General features: G+C 68.4%; 18 protein-coding genes. 7 read left to right on the plus strand and 11 right to left on the minus strand.

The window, feature by feature from the left end; genetic code table 11:
* Positions 1-164: 164 nt before the first annotated feature.
* Complete coding sequence (locus BXA11_RS32125) at positions 165-632, plus strand: hypothetical protein (protein ID WP_076440585.1); 468 nt, start codon at positions 165-167, stop codon at positions 630-632.
* A gap of 66 nt (positions 633-698) precedes the next feature.
* On the opposite strand, the gene BXA11_RS32130 is transcribed toward BXA11_RS32125, so the two are convergent.
* Positions 699-1,073, minus strand: a complete 375-nt coding sequence (locus tag BXA11_RS32130; RefSeq protein WP_076440587.1) for a hypothetical protein — start codon at positions 1,071-1,073, stop codon at positions 699-701.
* A 6-nt stretch (positions 1,074-1,079) separates the two neighbouring features.
* The gene (locus tag BXA11_RS32135) at positions 1,080-2,093 is read right to left on the minus strand and encodes a PIN domain-containing protein (protein WP_076440588.1); all 1,014 of its coding nucleotides are present in this window, start codon (positions 2,091-2,093) and stop codon (positions 1,080-1,082) included.
* A 139-nt stretch (positions 2,094-2,232) separates the two neighbouring features.
* On the opposite strand from BXA11_RS32135, the gene BXA11_RS32140 reads away from it, so the two are divergent.
* Complete coding sequence (locus BXA11_RS32140; protein WP_143734635.1) at positions 2,233-2,628, plus strand: hypothetical protein; 396 nt, start codon at positions 2,233-2,235, stop codon at positions 2,626-2,628.
* A gap of 521 nt (positions 2,629-3,149) precedes the next feature.
* On the opposite strand, the gene BXA11_RS42585 is transcribed toward BXA11_RS32140, so the two are convergent.
* The 3 genes from BXA11_RS42585 to BXA11_RS45495 all read right to left on the minus strand — a co-directional run bounded on the left by BXA11_RS42585 (position 3,150) and on the right by BXA11_RS45495 (position 5,396).
* On the minus strand, positions 3,150-4,418 hold the full coding sequence (locus BXA11_RS42585; protein WP_143734636.1) for a hypothetical protein: 1,269 nt from the start codon (positions 4,416-4,418) through the stop codon (positions 3,150-3,152).
* Positions 4,419-4,508: 90 nt separating this feature from the next.
* Complete coding sequence (locus tag BXA11_RS32145; RefSeq protein ID WP_076440592.1) at positions 4,509-4,760, minus strand: helix-turn-helix domain-containing protein; 252 nt, start codon at positions 4,758-4,760, stop codon at positions 4,509-4,511.
* A 501-nt stretch (positions 4,761-5,261) separates the two neighbouring features.
* The gene (locus BXA11_RS45495) at positions 5,262-5,396 is read right to left on the minus strand and encodes a hypothetical protein (protein ID WP_275409760.1); all 135 of its coding nucleotides are present in this window, start codon (positions 5,394-5,396) and stop codon (positions 5,262-5,264) included.
* Positions 5,397-6,052: 656 nt separating this feature from the next.
* Between BXA11_RS45495 and BXA11_RS32155 the strand changes: the two genes are divergently transcribed.
* On the plus strand, positions 6,053-6,844 hold the full coding sequence (locus BXA11_RS32155) for a hypothetical protein (RefSeq protein WP_143734637.1): 792 nt from the start codon (positions 6,053-6,055) through the stop codon (positions 6,842-6,844).
* A 192-nt stretch (positions 6,845-7,036) separates the two neighbouring features.
* Here the strand turns inward: BXA11_RS32155 and BXA11_RS43410 are convergent, their stop codons facing one another.
* From BXA11_RS43410 to BXA11_RS42590, 4 genes are all read right to left on the minus strand, one after another.
* A complete protein-coding gene (locus tag BXA11_RS43410; protein WP_159454867.1) occupies positions 7,037-7,213 on the minus strand; it encodes a hypothetical protein in 177 nt (58 codons plus the stop codon).
* A gap of 412 nt (positions 7,214-7,625) precedes the next feature.
* Positions 7,626-7,751 (minus strand): hypothetical protein, encoded by a 126-nt coding sequence (locus BXA11_RS45500; RefSeq protein WP_275409761.1) that lies wholly within the window; start codon positions 7,749-7,751, stop codon positions 7,626-7,628.
* Positions 7,752-8,377: 626 nt separating this feature from the next.
* The gene (locus BXA11_RS32160) at positions 8,378-9,370 is read right to left on the minus strand and encodes an endonuclease/exonuclease/phosphatase family protein (protein ID WP_076440598.1); all 993 of its coding nucleotides are present in this window, start codon (positions 9,368-9,370) and stop codon (positions 8,378-8,380) included.
* Between the two features lie 350 nt (positions 9,371-9,720).
* Entirely contained in the window at positions 9,721-10,005 is a 285-nt protein-coding gene (locus tag BXA11_RS42590) for a hypothetical protein (protein ID WP_143734638.1), read from the minus strand.
* 235 nt (positions 10,006-10,240) lie between these two features.
* Here BXA11_RS42590 and BXA11_RS32165 point away from each other — a divergent pair, with 235 nt between their 5' ends.
* The 4 genes from BXA11_RS32165 (at position 10,241) to BXA11_RS32175 (ending at position 12,498) form a co-directional block, all read left to right on the plus strand.
* On the plus strand, positions 10,241-10,831 hold the full coding sequence (locus BXA11_RS32165; RefSeq protein WP_076440721.1) for a phosphohydrolase: 591 nt from the start codon (positions 10,241-10,243) through the stop codon (positions 10,829-10,831).
* A gap of 220 nt (positions 10,832-11,051) precedes the next feature.
* Positions 11,052-11,333: a DUF6193 family natural product biosynthesis protein gene (locus BXA11_RS45845; protein WP_373320671.1), complete on the plus strand. Its 282-nt coding sequence runs from the start codon at positions 11,052-11,054 to the stop codon at positions 11,331-11,333.
* Positions 11,334-11,387: 54 nt separating this feature from the next.
* Positions 11,388-11,864 (plus strand): hypothetical protein, encoded by a 477-nt coding sequence (locus BXA11_RS32170; protein ID WP_204053983.1) that lies wholly within the window; start codon positions 11,388-11,390, stop codon positions 11,862-11,864.
* Positions 11,854-12,498: a hypothetical protein gene (locus tag BXA11_RS32175; protein WP_076440600.1), complete on the plus strand. Its 645-nt coding sequence runs from the start codon at positions 11,854-11,856 to the stop codon at positions 12,496-12,498. The genes BXA11_RS32170 and BXA11_RS32175 overlap by 11 nt, the downstream gene beginning before the upstream one ends.
* A 139-nt stretch (positions 12,499-12,637) precedes the next feature.
* On the opposite strand, the gene BXA11_RS43415 is transcribed toward BXA11_RS32175, so the two are convergent.
* Positions 12,638-12,787, minus strand: coding sequence for a hypothetical protein (locus tag BXA11_RS43415; protein WP_159454868.1), 150 nt, complete (start codon positions 12,785-12,787; stop codon positions 12,638-12,640).
* A 174-nt stretch (positions 12,788-12,961) separates the two neighbouring features.
* Entirely contained in the window at positions 12,962-14,095 is a 1,134-nt protein-coding gene (locus BXA11_RS32185; protein ID WP_143734639.1) for a hypothetical protein, read from the minus strand.
* Between the last annotated feature and the right edge of the window lie 145 nt (positions 14,096-14,240).

Raw genomic sequence — 14,240 nt, forward strand, 5'->3', positions numbered from 1 at the left:
AGGAAGAGACGGCGCGGTACGGCGGGAGACGGACAGAGACGGTTGCGGAGTCTGCGACGGGGCGCCGTGGGAAGGGTTGGCGGCCCGGGTCACGGAAGCTCACATAGGCAGAATTCGTCAATGCCAACTAGGCGCATTCTGTCTAGTGAAACTAGACTTCTTCCATGAGATCCCCTCACGAAGCGGTCTTCCAGGCTGTCGAGCCCGCCGACGATGGCGCCAATCCCGACGAGTTCGCCAACGTCGCCGCCACCACCTACCAGGCCACCGCCACGCGCACCGGCAAGCTGTGGACCGTCACCGTCCCCGACCTCCCCGGCGCCGCCGTCAAGGCCCAGGGTGCCACTTGGCGCGACGCCGAGATCAACGCTGCCATGTGCGTCGCGGACGTGCTCCACGCCGCCCCCGGTACGGTCGCCCTCCACGTCGCCCCCGCCGACCCCGACGCGGCCGCCGCTCTGGAGGCAGTCACCGCGGCGCGCGTCGCCCGGGCCGAAGCCGAGCAGGCCGAACGCGACGCCGTTCGCCACGCCGCCCAGGTCCTCACCGGGCAGGGGTGGACCTACCGCGACGCCGGGGGCGCCCTACGCCTGTCCCATCAGCGCGTCGGCCAGATCCTCGCGGACGCGTAACCCAGGGCAAACGTCCCCGCCCCGTGAGCGCATCACTCACGGGGCGGGAGAAGGCGGGTCGAACAATCACCTGAGGCCTGAGGTACTGACCTCCGGGAAGCCCAGCTCAGCCGCGATCGCCTTGCGCAGCGTCGACCGCACGCCTTCCGCGGCGTCCAGCAGACTGCGGACATCGCCATCGGAGTCGGCGACCGAGTCGAGCATGTCGATGGCGTCGCGGACGACGGGCGCCGGCAACGTCAGCTCAGCCCGGTCCGAGGGGGCGGGCAGGGTCTCGGTCTTGTACGTCCACCCGATCAACAGCGACTCGTCCTGGTAGGGGTGCACCTCGTCCAGGACCGTGTCATCGGTCGCGCCGGCGGAGCGCAGGAGTTCGAGGTACCGGGCGACCTGCCCGACCGTCAGCGGCTCATCGAACTGCAACTCAAGGGAGTAGGACATAGCACCTCATCCTGTTCCATCGCCCCCCGCGGCGGCGGCGGAACCGACAGACTGCCCGTCCCCGCTCGTGTTCTTCAGGGCCGGATGCTGGGTACCGCGCGGCGGCCTCTTCGGCTTGTGCGTCGCGTCGGGCAGGTCGAGCCGGATCGCCTCCAGGCCGACCATGCGCGCCCGGGTCGACATACCGATGTCTCCGGTCAGCAGCTTCACTTTCCGGCCGGCGAGCGCCTGGAACGCCACGGCCCGGGCAATGACCTCATCGTCGGTGCGGGGCAGGCGCACATGGCCGGGCGGGTCGGGCCACAGGTCGATGCTGATCGCGCCGCGCGGGAAGGCAGGGTTTTCCGGTGCGTTGCCCCGCGGGCGGATGACGCCGTTGGGAAGCAGGCCGTCCAGCAGCTTGATCGTCTCGCGGGCGTTCGTGGCGGCGGCGCCCTGGCCGCGGTCTTTCTGCCGGTCCAGTTCGTCCAGTACCGCCAACGGGAGGATCATATGGACGTCCTGGGATGGCAGCACGCGAGCGTCCGCGCCCACGTTCCATTCGTCCAGTCGGTCGGGGTGGTGGCAGTAGACGTTGGAGTCGGCGATAACAAGGGCGCCCGGCCGCTGGTCGAGCAGGTACGTCCACCCCGTGAGCGTCGTGAGAGCTTGCGTCAGGTGGTCAATGTGCTCGGCGATCTCCAGGGAGATCATCTCGCGGATCGGAGCCGTATTCGGCCCCGATATCTGGACATGGGCGCCGCCGCCAAACGGATTCGGCTGCGCCTTCATCACCGGCTCGGGGATCTGCATGGACAACACGGTGATGTAGCGAGGTGTGGTGACCAGCCGGTCGAGGTCGGCGCTGCTGATCTGACCGCGTAGCCGGGCGCGAGTGGCGTTGACCCATGTCAGGTAGTCGATGCGCAGTTCTCGGCCTCCGCCCTGGCTGCTGGCGAGGTTCTGGGCATTCACGATGACCTCGCGCAGTGTCTTCAGGACGTTGTGGCGGTTGGCGCCCGGTTCAAGGGTGATCAGCATGGAGACAGGGTGCACGGGTCAGCGCATCGCCACCACCAGTTTCCCTGTCTCGTGGCCCCACCGGCCTACACCGAGCGTGTTCGAGGCTCCGCAGGGCGCGCACCTTCATGTCCCATACGAGGGCCCGCATGCAGATCTCGTGAGCCATCCCGCCGGCATCACGCTCGTCGCGCTCGGCGTCCTCGTCATCGTCTTCACCGCTGCCGAGCTCGATCTTCGTTTGGGTGAGCACGACGATGACGACGACGTCCGGGCGGCGCAGGCGTGGCCGAGCAGTAGCAGCGCGGCGTCGCGCTTCCCGGTGAGGGTCGAGCGGTCGAACATCGCGCGCAGCGTCTCAGGCAGGGCCGCGTCCGCTTTACGCACCTTGGCGGCGAGGTCCTTGATCAGGGCCAGGCTCGGGCGGCCAGTCTTGCCCAAGGGCGTCACCATGATGAAAGTGACGTACTCGGTGACGGTCTCGGCGGTCGCCCGCAGCGGGACGCGGCCGCGATCGGCGCACCAGGCGGTGAAGGCCGACCAGTCGGCCGCGTAGGCGCGCCGGTCGACTCGGGGATGCCCGCCAGGATGGCCTCCCGCGCGGCGTCACTCAGGGACAGGTCGGCGGCGGAGTGCACGGGCCGGGCGTCGACGACCGCGTCCGGCGAGAGCGTCGCCAAGCCCCTCCATGTGGCGATGTTCCAGGACGGCTCGACGTTCCGGCCTCGGCATCGTCGGTACCCGTAAGGACGGCGCACTCGTGGTCGTGGGCATCACCAAGGGCGAGGGGACGCCCCGGTGCTGGAGCAGGCGCAGGCCGCGGTCCTGCTGGTGTAGTGGTTCACGACGGGGGCGATCCGCAAGAAGCCCTGACGGGCGACGCGTGCCACGGCCGCGCGGCCGACGGATCAGGCGTGCCCTGGCTCCCCGGTCAGGACTCGCGTGTCTGCTCCCGGCCTAGACCCTTCGCAAGACGTCGATACTCTTGCACTAACGCAAGAGCCCCGGTCCCATGGAAAGAACAAGAACCGGGGCCCTGCGCCTTGTTGGGAGTTACGGGCCTAGGTAGGGGGCCACCTACCTAGGTCCGCTCCCGTTCAGGAGCCAATCCAGGGCGATCAGAGCCGCGCGCAGCGCGAGCGGCCCCCACTCCCCCAGATTCGGAACCTTGCGGCGTCGCCGCTTAGCCGCCATGAGCTGCTCCTTCCGGCCCCTTACCGATGGGGATCGGTCGGGGGGCCTGCCGGTCGATCCCCTGCAGGACGACCGACCGCACAAGAAGCGGCTTGGTGACTGATCCCAAGCAAACCAGTTCCGTCCCTCGATCGCGACCCGGCCCCTGACCCGCGCTCTCGGCGGCGGACATGGGGTGGCGTAAGACCGACGGAGGTGGTCAGGCGGAGACCGCGAACTTCGCCGGTAGCGGGTGCGGACGGCCGCAGGTTCGGCTGGCGGCCGCGCGGCCGCGCCGACCTTCACGCCCCCGCCGATCGCAGCGGAACGGGTCGGGCCGCCGGGGTTCGGCAGATGAAGCACGAGCCGTCCGGGTCCAGCTCGGTGCCGCATGCCGTGCACGTCGGCCCGGTCGCTCGGGGTGGTCTGGTCGATGAATCCTGTCCGTCGCTCGCTCGCTCGCGCACGCGCGTAGTGGTACCGCGCGTTACGGGCAGGAGTTGGCACCCATGGAAGGTCCGTTAAAGAGGTGAGGTGATCCATGGAAGGTGGGCGGACACCAGGGATGTCCGTAGATCCGTCGGCCGCATGTCCGTAGAAACCTGTTCTTACGGACGCCTGGGTGTCCGTAGGAACGGCCTCGCAGGCGTCGTTTCTACGGTCCCCCCGTGTCCGTAGGTCGCCGGCGTCGTCGTCCCCGGTTCTACGGTCATCCTTGGTGTCCGCAGCTGTGGCGTCGGCCCGGTCGCGGCCAGCAAGCTGGCGTTGGCGCTTGTTGGAGTCGGCACGGTTGGCCGCGGCGACGTCGCCCACGAGCTTTCGGTAGACGTCGGGGTCGGGGATGTCGAGGTGGTGCAGCAGCTCGGGGCTGGCCGTCAGCCGGTACTCGTCGGCCTTGCCCCGGCGCCGGTTGCCGTGCCTGACCAGCGCCACCAGGCCGACGTTTCGGGCCCAGGCGAAGTACCGGCCCGCGGTCCGGTAGCTCACCTCGCAGTCGACGGCCAGGCGTGCCACGCCGCAGTAGATACCGGTGCCGTCGGCGTTGGCGTAGGAGCCCACGGTCAGCATGGCGAGCTTGCGCTCGCGGCCGATGCGCGCGCGCCGGACCAGGCCCATCCACTCGCCTTGCGGGATGCCGTACTCGTCGAGGGTGTCCGTAGATGTGGCGGTCATCTACCGCGCCCTCCACCCTGGTGATGTGCGCGTTCCCCTCGGGCGGGCGTGGCTATCAGGCGGCCCTGGTGGGGACCGCCCGTCGACGTGTCAACCCTCATCGCCAGCTGCTCCCGTCTGGCCGCCAACAGCGATCCCAAGCATCGCGGCGAGCTTGGCCGTGGGGATCAAGATCTTCCGTCCGATTCGGAATGACGGGATGTCCCCGCGGTGGACTGCGTCGTATGTGGCGTCGTCGGAGATGCCGAGCAGGCGCGCGGTCTCGGGGACGGTCAGCGTGTGCCGGTCGGTGGGGGCGGGTGTCCGCTCCTGGTGGCTGCCGACGTTCTGCCTGTGAATCATGGTGCGTGGAGTAGCACATCCGGGCGTTAACGTCCCCGGGCAAGATCGACACTCGGTTGACGTGCAGTTATGCGGTTCGGGGTGCTCGTCCGGCTCGTCGATGAGCGAGGCCTCGCCAGGGGAGTGGCGGCGGCTCATGACGCGACCTCGCGCAGCGCGTTGAGCGCTTCGAGGTAGGCCTCGCGGTAGCGGCCCGGGGAGTGCGCCCCCCAGCTCCCAGTAGGAGACCGCCTGGGTCGTGACGCCGATCGCTTCGGCGATGCGGAGGCCGGCGCAGCATGGGAAACGCGGTGTGGACCCGGGGCCCAAGCTCGTTGAGGAGAAGCGTGCCGAGTCGGCGTCTGCCGAGTGAAGGGCGGCGCCGCGCAACCGACCATCACACCTTCGGTCGTCCCCGCCAACTGTTGTAGGCGTAGTCGTACGCGTAGCAGAGTTCAGCGCGGTCGGCCGCCCTCCGAGTGGAGAGCGGCCGCCGGATGTTGTGCGGGGGACGGGCTGACGTCACACGGCGGGGCCGATGCCGAGCTCGATCTTCGTGCCGGTCAGCACGAGGATGTAGAGCACGACGATGACGACGACGATCACGACGCCCCAGCGGCCGAAGGCCTGCGGGACGCGCAGGACCAGGTGGTTCATGCGTTCCTCCTTGAATTTGGGAATCGCCGAACCCGAGGCACCAGCTAAGGCGCCGTACCTAAGTTGGTCCTACACTGGCCGTGCTTAGTGGTGGTTCCAGTGCAGAGCCCCGGGTTCAGCACGTACCGCTTCCGCCCGGGCCCCGCGTCAACGGGGCCCGGGCTTTCTGCGGTACGAGGGAATAGTAGGGGTGCCCACCGGCACTTCCCGGCGCAGGATCTTCGTGTTCCTGCGGCGCGTGGAGGAACCTGATCAGCAGAGACCTGCAAAGGTTCCACTCGGGATCTTCCTTTTCCCTGCTCAGAGCGCCAGTTGGCGAGGTGTGATAGCGCCCGACCGAGTGCTGCACTTCTTCTCGTCGTTGTAGTTCAAGTAGGCATTGTGGTCCTTGCGCACGCCGTTCCTGCCCTCCTGACCTGCCCTGACGCGGGATGTTCGTGTTTCTCAGCCGCGCAGCGGTTGTTGTTGTACTCGTACAGCACAGCCGGTTCCTTCAGGGCCTCGCGTGGAGTCAGAGATCGTGTTGATCTAATCGGACACGGGATCGATCGAACTCGCTTCTCCTACGGCAACCAGTCCGGCACGGCGAGCACCGCGCGGCAGCTGACCGGCCGCTACCGTGATCGGAAACGGATCATCTCGGGGAAGGTCCATACATGCCCGACACCGCCCAGCAGCTCGATGTCCCTGCCGGTTCCTGCCGCGGTTCGTGCAACCCGCGGGCGGCCCGTGCACTCCTCGCCCACCACCAGGCGCTCGTGGAACATGCCGACGCTGTGGACGCCTGGTATGCCGCCGGCGGCCACGGGGATCCTCCCGCCGAGCCCGAGACTCCACGGGTGCGGTTCTGGCCCGACAGTCCGTTGTTCTGCGGGCGGTGCGCCGCGAATGCCCGTCGTACGTTGCTCGACCTGGACGTGCTCGCGAGCCAGTTCCCCGCCACCGCCGACGGGCACCGTGGCCGCGGCGCCGGCGGGGGCGAGGGCCGTGTGTCGGGCACCAGGACCCGCCCGAGCGTCTCGCCCGTCACCGACGTGCTCGACAAGATGCTTGGCGACCTGTTCGACATCGAGGACGAATGGCGAGCCCTGCGCGGCTACCCCGGCCGGGAATCACGCGGCGGCCGCGGTGCGCACCCGCGCTCGCGGACGATCGGGTGGCTGGCTGAGCGCCTGGAGGACGTCCTCGCGCATGAGGACATGGCCGGCCTGCCGCGGAAGCTGAGCAACTGGGATCGGGTCTTGCGGCATCTGGCGAAGGACGACCGGGCGTCGACGAGCTCGCCGGTGCGCTGCGCGTGCGGGGAGCGGGCGGTCGGATGGGACGACGAGGTGCACTATTACCGGTGCCGGTCGTGCGGGACGCAGCTGAACCAGGACGAGCACGACCGCCAGGCGCGCGAGGAGGCCGACGCGATGGAGGCGGCCGGCACCGGACAGCGGGCCTGAGGCCGCGACCGCAGTTCGGGTGGTACCGAAGTCTTTGATGACGGCGGCGCTGGCCGTACGGGTCTCCTGGCCACGCGATCGCCGTTTCGGGCGTCAGCGGCCGCCCGGAACGGCGCGTACGCCATCCCGCCGTCGTCCGGCATCGGGGGGCTCCGTAATCGGCCCGGCAGCCATACCAGACAGAATGGTCGTTCAGTTCGGGTATGAGAGTGCGCTTACCTGGTGGACCTCCAGCCAGGATCGGGGGTTGAAGGGCGACGCCTCGCAGGGCCCGTCCTCATAGCCGGGATCGGTCCGGCGCATCAGCAGGTGGGGGTAGTAGTCGTGGGGGTCGGGCGCGTCCTGGTCGACCAGCACCAGGCCGTGCACGCTGCAGTCCGGCCCGACGAGGGTGACGTGCTGGCCGCGTAGGTATCCCCAGCCGATGCCCAGCCGGTAGGTCGGGAGGTCGTTGCAGTAGGGCGGGTTGTGCCGGCGGTGGTCGCCGATGCCGTCGGGGTAGGTCAGGCCGCACGCCGGGCAGCGGGTGTAGTCGGCGCGCTGTCGACGCGCTCACGCTCGCAGCGCAGGCAGTCGGCCCGGTACTGGTCGTGGCCCAGGTGCTCCTGCGTCTCCCGCTCGATCTCGCGTCCATGGCGGCCTCGCGCGCCAGCTCGGCGCAGTAGCACCCGTCGCAGGTGGTGCATACCCCGCACGCGCCGCACAGCGCGCGCCGGTGGTGGCCGCTCGCCGGGTTGACGTCGTGATGGGGTCGCCGTCCCAGGAGGAGACCCAAGGCCGCTCACCGCCGGGGAAGGTCCGGCCCGGTGTCCGGGACGTCGAGGGCGCGGCGGGCGGCGTTGTAAGCCTCGCCGGTGGCGGTTTGGCGGGCGCGGATGGCCTTCTTGCGGGCGCTGTTCTTGGTCATGGTCGTCCCATCTGGCGAGGTGCCCACGCCACCCCGCCACAGGTCGTCATGACGACAGCGGAGCGTCTACGAGCGATCCGGTGGACCTTGTCCTCGTTGCCGCCGGCGGCGTAGGCGCAGGCCGGCTCGGAAGCAGGCAGGCGCGAGGGCTGCCACTGCCACATGCGCTATGCCGGACGGCCGACACATTCGCCTTGAGCGCCCGTTTGGGGCTCATGACACGCTTCTTACCGGCACCCCAGCAAGGGCGGACCAGTCACACGCTTCGGCCGCCGTGCTCATGCATCCACCCGGCTTCGTATGAACGGACGCCCCTATCGACGATGGGCGCGATCTGCTTCTCAAGAGCTCTACCGGCCTCCTGGTTGCTCTCGATACCGCGGGGACGGTGGCCGGCTACATCAATCACCAGACGGCTCTGGCCGGACACATCGAGCTGGAATCCAGCAGCAGTCGAGGTTCCTTGCTCGCCGTGACCGACACCCCTCTCTTGCTGGGAAGGGTGTGAACTGTCATATCGGCGAGCGGAGCGCCTACGGTGGCCACGAATCATCGCCGAACCGATCCATCGGGCGCTCGGTTGGCGCGTCGTCCCCGGCGGCGGCGGTTTCCGCTGCCGGTGAATATCAGGGGCTGAGCCGGGTGAAGACCATGGCGTGGTCAGAGGCCGGCGCGTCACGGCGGCTGGTGGGGTCTTCGGTCATCGAGGGCAGCCCGTCGTGCGGGCCGCCCACGTCCGCCGGACGCACCGTATGGACCTCGAAGGCGCGGGCGAGGAGGGCGTGCGAAACCAGCAGGTGGTCGATGAGTTCGCCGCGACCGTGAAAGACCCGGGAGAACCGCTCGGCAGCGGGGATGCGGGGGGCGAGGTTCCATAGCCGGGTCTTGTCCCCGCGGTCGGGCTGGTCGGCGCCCGGGGTGCCCAGTTCGGAGCCGGGCGGGCCCAGCAGGATCTGGGTGGTGGCTGCCTCCGGCTCGTCGTTGAAGTCGCCCATCACCATGACCTGGCGGGCCTCGCCCTGCCCGGCGAGCAGTTCGTCGGCCAAGGCGCGTACGGTGACGGCCTCAGCGGTCCGCCGGTATAGGGCGTAGGCCGCTACCCGGGCCCGTTCGCCCTCGTCCCGGGGTCGGAAGCGGGGCCGCCCATTGGGCCCTGGCGGGAACGACAGCAGCTTGCTCTTCAGGTGCGCGACGATCACGTCGATGGTGCGGCCGTCGGGTTCGGTGACGCGTACGGCCAGGGCGCCCCGGCCCATCTGGTGAGCTGTCATGCCGTCATCGCCGGCCTGAATCGCAGACAGCTGCTGGGGGAAGGTCGCTCGGTCGGTGACAACCTCGAACGGAAGCCGGGACAACAACCCGACCCGGATGGGATGCCCGGGGTCGAAGATCCCGGAGGTGACGTGCCGCCATTCACCTCCCAGACGGGCCGCCAACTCGGCGAGCGCGTCGGGGTCGCCGACCTCCTCCACGGCCAGGACCTCGACGCCTGCCCGGGTGATGGTCGCGGACAGGCCCTCGATTTTGGCGTCGTACGCCGCCTGGCTGGTCGGACCGAACTTGCCCCCCGGCGTGAACTTGAACAGATTCTCGACGTTCCAAGTTCCGATAACAGTCATCGTCGTTTTCCCGTCTCGTCTGTCCGGGGTGAACAAGAACGCGCAATCCGTATTACAGCCAGAAGAGAATCTGCCGCAATGACCGTACAGCCACGATCGTCGGCTGCGCCGCGTGCCGCTCGTCAACCCGCGGTTGGTTCCGCATGACCGAGGGACGGCGCCGTGTCGGCCACGGCTAAGTCCAGCGGGAGCGCCACGCGATGTGCGCGCCCGGATCACCGCCCTGCACCGCCGCCTGACGTACATGAAGCGGGGCAGTGATGAGCTGGCCCCTGCCCGAACGGGTGGTACTCGCGAATAGGGCGGCGCCCGCTCCTCCCGTGGGAGGAGCGGGCGCTTGCTCCGTGGCGTTAGTAGGCGCGCCTCCATCGCCAGTACGGGTCGGAGCTCTTGTAGGTGCACTTGTACCGCTTCTTGGTGACCTTGGCATAGCCGTACCGGTTGTGCGCCGCCTTGGGGCAGAACGCACCGGGGGTGATGCAGTTCCAGTGGTTGCCCACCTGCTTGTAGCAACTCGCCGCAGTGGAGGAGGTGGCGGACGACAGGGTGACGGCGCCAACCGGTGCGGCCGTAACCGCGGGTACCACGAGAGCGGACGCGACGAGCGCGCCCGTGGCAAGGAGACGACGGAGCATTTGCTCTCCCGGATCGGGGATATCGACCATGAGAAGACGATCTCTCCGGTGCGCGGGTTTACCCGTTCCGCCGCTGTGACCCCAGGAACTCCTCGAGGCGAGGTTCGTGCTCTAGGCGGATGCGAGCGGCGGAGCTGCGGTCCGTTGGCCGCCGGGTCCGGCTGGGCGAGTGTCCGGTTGGGGTTCCCCTAACGGACACAAGACGAGGTGCGGTCAGTACCCTGACGACGTGACGATGGACGCCGCCATGTCGAGGGCCACTAAAGGCATGGTGGATTCGCTTCTGCTCCCCCTGCCAGATCACATCGCGGAGCTTCTGTCCGACGTGGGAAGCCCGCCGCGGCTGGCAGCCCATCTGCGGGCCGTTCACGATGTCGCGCACCAGCTGGTCACCTGGGTGGAGCAGCACCGTCCCACATTGATCTTCGACCGAGAGGCGGTGCTGTTCGGGGCTGCTACGCACGACATTGGAAAGTCCGTTCATCTCGCTGAGCTGTCCGGTCCTGGGTCGGCGCATGAGGAAGCCGGGCAGGCTCTTCTGCTTAGCCGCGGTGTCTGCCCGGAGCACGCCCGCTTCGCCGCGACGCACGCATCATGGACGGGCCCAGATGCCGGGCTGGAAGACCTGCTCGTAAGCCTCGCCGACAAGATCTGGAAGAACAAACGCGTCCCGGACTTGGAGGACCTCATTGTGGCCCGCCTGTCCGAGGCGACCGGCCGGGCGAAGTGGGAGGAGTTCATCGAGCTCGACGCGGTCCTGTCCCGTATCGGCGACCGGGCCGACGAACGCCTGGCGTTCCAGGCGTCCTTCCCGATCTACAGCTGAAAGCCGGCGACACACGATGACGATGAGCTCCGGCGCCTCCGACCGATATCGGGCATTCCTCCGAGGCCACAGCTTCCCGATCTCGCCGCTGCCCGCATGCTCGGCCCCACGTAAACCGTGGAGGCGCGCTGGCGGCAGCTGCTGCTCGTGTGGCGCTGGCATCACGAGCGGCACGAAGCCTTGCACCCCGGCAATGCCCACCCAGGCATCGTGGTGTTGATTGAGGCTGCCCGAACGGAGCCGAAAACTCCGGCAGCTCTATCCCTTCACCAGTCATTTCAGACTGCTGTTCAGCAGCTGCACGAGCCACCCGTGGTCGGTCCAGGCGCCGTCGATCGAACCTCTGCGGGATGGCCGGTTCTGTGTCCGTCGTCCTCGAAGTCCCGAAGTCATCGGGGTCATTCACACGGCGGACGCCGCAGTGGCTCTCGTCGTCGACAACCTCCCAGCCGGGCTCGGCCCGGCTGTCGACTCTCAAGGAGATGGAGCTCGTGACCGGTGAGGGCGCGACGAAGCGGCGGTTTCTGATCTTGTACGACTACGGAATGGGCGGTTCGTGGTGGTGGGTGCGCGCACGTTCGGCTCGCGAGGTGCTGGAAACGTTCGGGAGGTAATCGAGACCCCGGAAACGATCGAGCAGGCTGAGGGATGGAACCTGGAAGAAACCGATGTCGGCGCCCAGTCCATGCCGGCGGGCTTGGACGACCTGCGTGCGCAGCGGCTAGCGCACCGGCACTTGCCCGGCTTCGGGGCGCTGGCTGATCGAACCCTCGTCTACCTTCAGCGCCGCTGGGACGGAGACGACGGCGTCGAACCGGCCGACTACCTGATGGAGATCGGATCCGACGGACGCCGACTGAGGCAGGTGGAGCTGACTGACAACGGGGACGCCCTTAAGAGCGACCCAGATGACTGGCCGTTAAACCCGCCCATCGTTGACCTCGTCGACCCGGAATTGAAGGACCTGGAGATCAGCAGAGAGGAATTCGAGGCAGCCTGGCATCGCGCCCGCAAGGACAACCGTGACCTCTGATCATCCGACCTCCCCTCCGGAAGCGCATCGGTACAGCGCGGCCGATATCACCGTGCTCGAGTTCGACGCCGCCGTCCTCAAGCAGCCGGGAATGTACTTCGGGGCGGGACTGGACGACCCAAGGCTGCCAGCCTTGTTGCTGTCAGCTGCGGCTCGGCACGCACTGCACCCGGCGATGCGAGTCGCAGAAGATCACTCGCTCATCTCAGAGATCGTCGTCTTCGGCGACTTGTGTTTCAACGTGACGATTCACCAGCAGCACACTTGGTCGGACTCCCCGCCCCTCGGTTACTTCGACTCCCTGCTCAGCCCCGAGTGGTGGCTCCTGGCAGCGATCGCGACGATTTGCTCAACGACAACCGTCGAAATGTGGAGCGACGGCCGAGGCTTCAGCCAAGAACTCGCCGGCCTTCGTCCCCTCGACACTGTGCAGAGGTTCGATCCGCAGCCGGGAAGCGGGACTCGCGTCACCTTCACCATCGACGGCCACAACCTCCCGTCCAACGCTGCCTTTCCCGCAGACCTCGGCAGCATCGACGCCCACGGCCCGGACTGCACCGCAACGGACGGGCCAGGCTACGTAGTGATCCGCGACCACAGGAGCGACGACCAGAGCAGCACCCGTCTGGCTTAGGTGTCCTCTGCTCGCCCCCGTGTGGCGATCTGACTGCGCCACCGACATCGGAACGACCAGCGGCTATCCGAGTCCTCAACCCCTGAGACTCCGCCCGCGGCCCGTTTCTGCCGTATTCCGGTGGCACCCCTCGATGGCTCTACGGTTCTCGCTCGGGGATCTGCTCGGTTCCGTCGCCCGGCGCCTCCTGCGAGGAGCGCAGTGTTCCCTGAAACCCCCAAAACCGATGTTGGCGCTGCTCCCGCGTCATGTTCACCAGCCATTCGGCCAGAAGATCATCGGTGCTCATCCTCACACCTGCCATCCTGCCCGCCGGCCATAAGAGGTCGCTACCGATCTTCACAAGGATCACTTCGCACCACAGGTCTCGAGGCCATCGCCTTCACGCGAGATACCGCCCCTCAGGTCCGTCCTTCAACGCGAGGCGGACGAGACGGTTGGAGTCGCGTCATCATGAAGCGGCTCACGCTGCGCCTTTCGGAGCTCGTGACAGGGCTGCGATCAAGTGTCGCCGGGCGAGGGCCGCCCCGGCCGACGCGTCCCCGCGGCATGCCCGCGCTTCCGCGAGCGCGGTCGTCCGCGCGGTCTGCTCACGGCGGATCCGTGTCCGGTACGCCACACGAACCTGCGACGGGAGCTGGCCGGCCAGCCGCACGCCTTCGCCGCCCAGCGACGAATCCGGGGTGAGCCATGCCTGGACCCGCCACCGCACCCAGCCCGGCACGAAGCGCGGCGCCGCCGCCAGCGGCCAGGCCCTGCCGCCCGGCTGGTGGTGCAGCACGTGGCGCACGTCGTCGACGGTAGCGCCGAGCCGGAACAGCACACGCAGCAACGACCGCAGATGCCGCGCGGACAGCTTCCGCAGGATCGGGTCCTCCGCTCGCAGCCGCTCGCACGCCGCCAGCATCTCCGCTTTGGTGCCAGGCGTTGCGGTGGCCGGCCAAGCAGAGACGGGCGCCGTGTGAGCGGGCGTCTCGCGCGCGCGCACGTCAGGGGAAGTCTTTTCTCCTACATCAACCACGTGAGGCTTGGGGGTCCGAGTTAGCTCCACAGGCAGTGTTTCCGCAGGCCAGGGAACGTCGCGCCAGTCGTCTCCAGCGGGGCCGGAGGCGCAGGTCCGGAGCTGCCCGCCGTCGCCCTGGTCGTCCTCGGCAAGGGACTCCGCCAGGTCGGCGGGCACCGTCAGGACGTACGTGGCGGCCTCGTTGCCGCGGCCGTCGTCGAGTGCGCCGCGCAGGGTGCCCGGGCGAAACCGCGGTGTGGTGCCGGGTGTGACGCGTACGAGCAGCCCTCGCTCCAGCAACCACGCCAGACGGTCGGCCAGCGTGGACCTCGATACGCCGGCATCTGCGGCCATGACGGCCCATGTCGCGCCCTTCTTCGGGGCGGTGACCATGTTCCGGCCGGTGCGCGTGGCGAGCTGCCATACGACGGCCATCAGGCCGCGCCGCCAGTCCGCGCGTCGCGCGGCCGTGTCGGGGTGTGACTCCACGGCACGGTGCCATGCGGCCCTAGATCGTGCGCACACCAGATGCGCGGGGATCGGCTCGGAAGGGTCAAGCCGTTCCCGGGCAACGCTCAAGAACGGGTCGGACACGCCGAAAAAGGACGTGACTGGCCGACCCGGCGACCCGTCGTCTATTCTGGGCTCCAGACGTCAGGGACACCCGGCCAGGCACGCGAAAGCCCGCCAGCCGACTCGGGCCGGGCCGGATGTCTGTTCTATGGGAGAGGGCTCCGCG

This window comes from Microbispora rosea (assembly GCF_900156315.1).
In the GTDB taxonomy this organism is placed as follows: Bacteria; Actinomycetota; Actinomycetes; order Streptosporangiales; family Streptosporangiaceae; genus Microbispora; species Microbispora rosea.

Coding starts and splice junctions, on each gene's coding strand:
- BXA11_RS32125 (WP_076440585.1), top strand. CDS start 165: ATGAGATCCCCTCACGAAGCGGTCTTCCAGGCTGTCGAGCCCGCCGAC.
- BXA11_RS32130 (WP_076440587.1), bottom strand. CDS start 1,073: ATGTCCTACTCCCTTGAGTTGCAGTTCGATGAGCCGCTGACGGTCGGG.
- BXA11_RS32135 (WP_076440588.1), bottom strand. CDS start 2,093: ATGCTGATCACCCTTGAACCGGGCGCCAACCGCCACAACGTCCTGAAG.
- BXA11_RS42585 (WP_143734636.1), bottom strand. CDS start 4,418: ATGACCGCCACATCTACGGACACCCTCGACGAGTACGGCATCCCGCAA.
- BXA11_RS32145 (WP_076440592.1), bottom strand. CDS start 4,760: ATGATTCACAGGCAGAACGTCGGCAGCCACCAGGAGCGGACACCCGCC.
- BXA11_RS45495 (WP_275409760.1), bottom strand. CDS start 5,396: ATGAACCACCTGGTCCTGCGCGTCCCGCAGGCCTTCGGCCGCTGGGGC.
- BXA11_RS32155 (WP_143734637.1), top strand. CDS start 6,053: ATGCCCGACACCGCCCAGCAGCTCGATGTCCCTGCCGGTTCCTGCCGC.
- BXA11_RS45500 (WP_275409761.1), bottom strand. CDS start 7,751: ATGACCAAGAACAGCGCCCGCAAGAAGGCCATCCGCGCCCGCCAAACC.
- BXA11_RS32160 (WP_076440598.1), bottom strand. CDS start 9,370: ATGACTGTTATCGGAACTTGGAACGTCGAGAATCTGTTCAAGTTCACG.
- BXA11_RS42590 (WP_143734638.1), bottom strand. CDS start 10,005: ATGCTCCGTCGTCTCCTTGCCACGGGCGCGCTCGTCGCGTCCGCTCTC.
- BXA11_RS32165 (WP_076440721.1), top strand. CDS start 10,241: ATGGACGCCGCCATGTCGAGGGCCACTAAAGGCATGGTGGATTCGCTT.
- BXA11_RS43415 (WP_159454868.1), bottom strand. CDS start 12,787: ATGAGCACCGATGATCTTCTGGCCGAATGGCTGGTGAACATGACGCGG.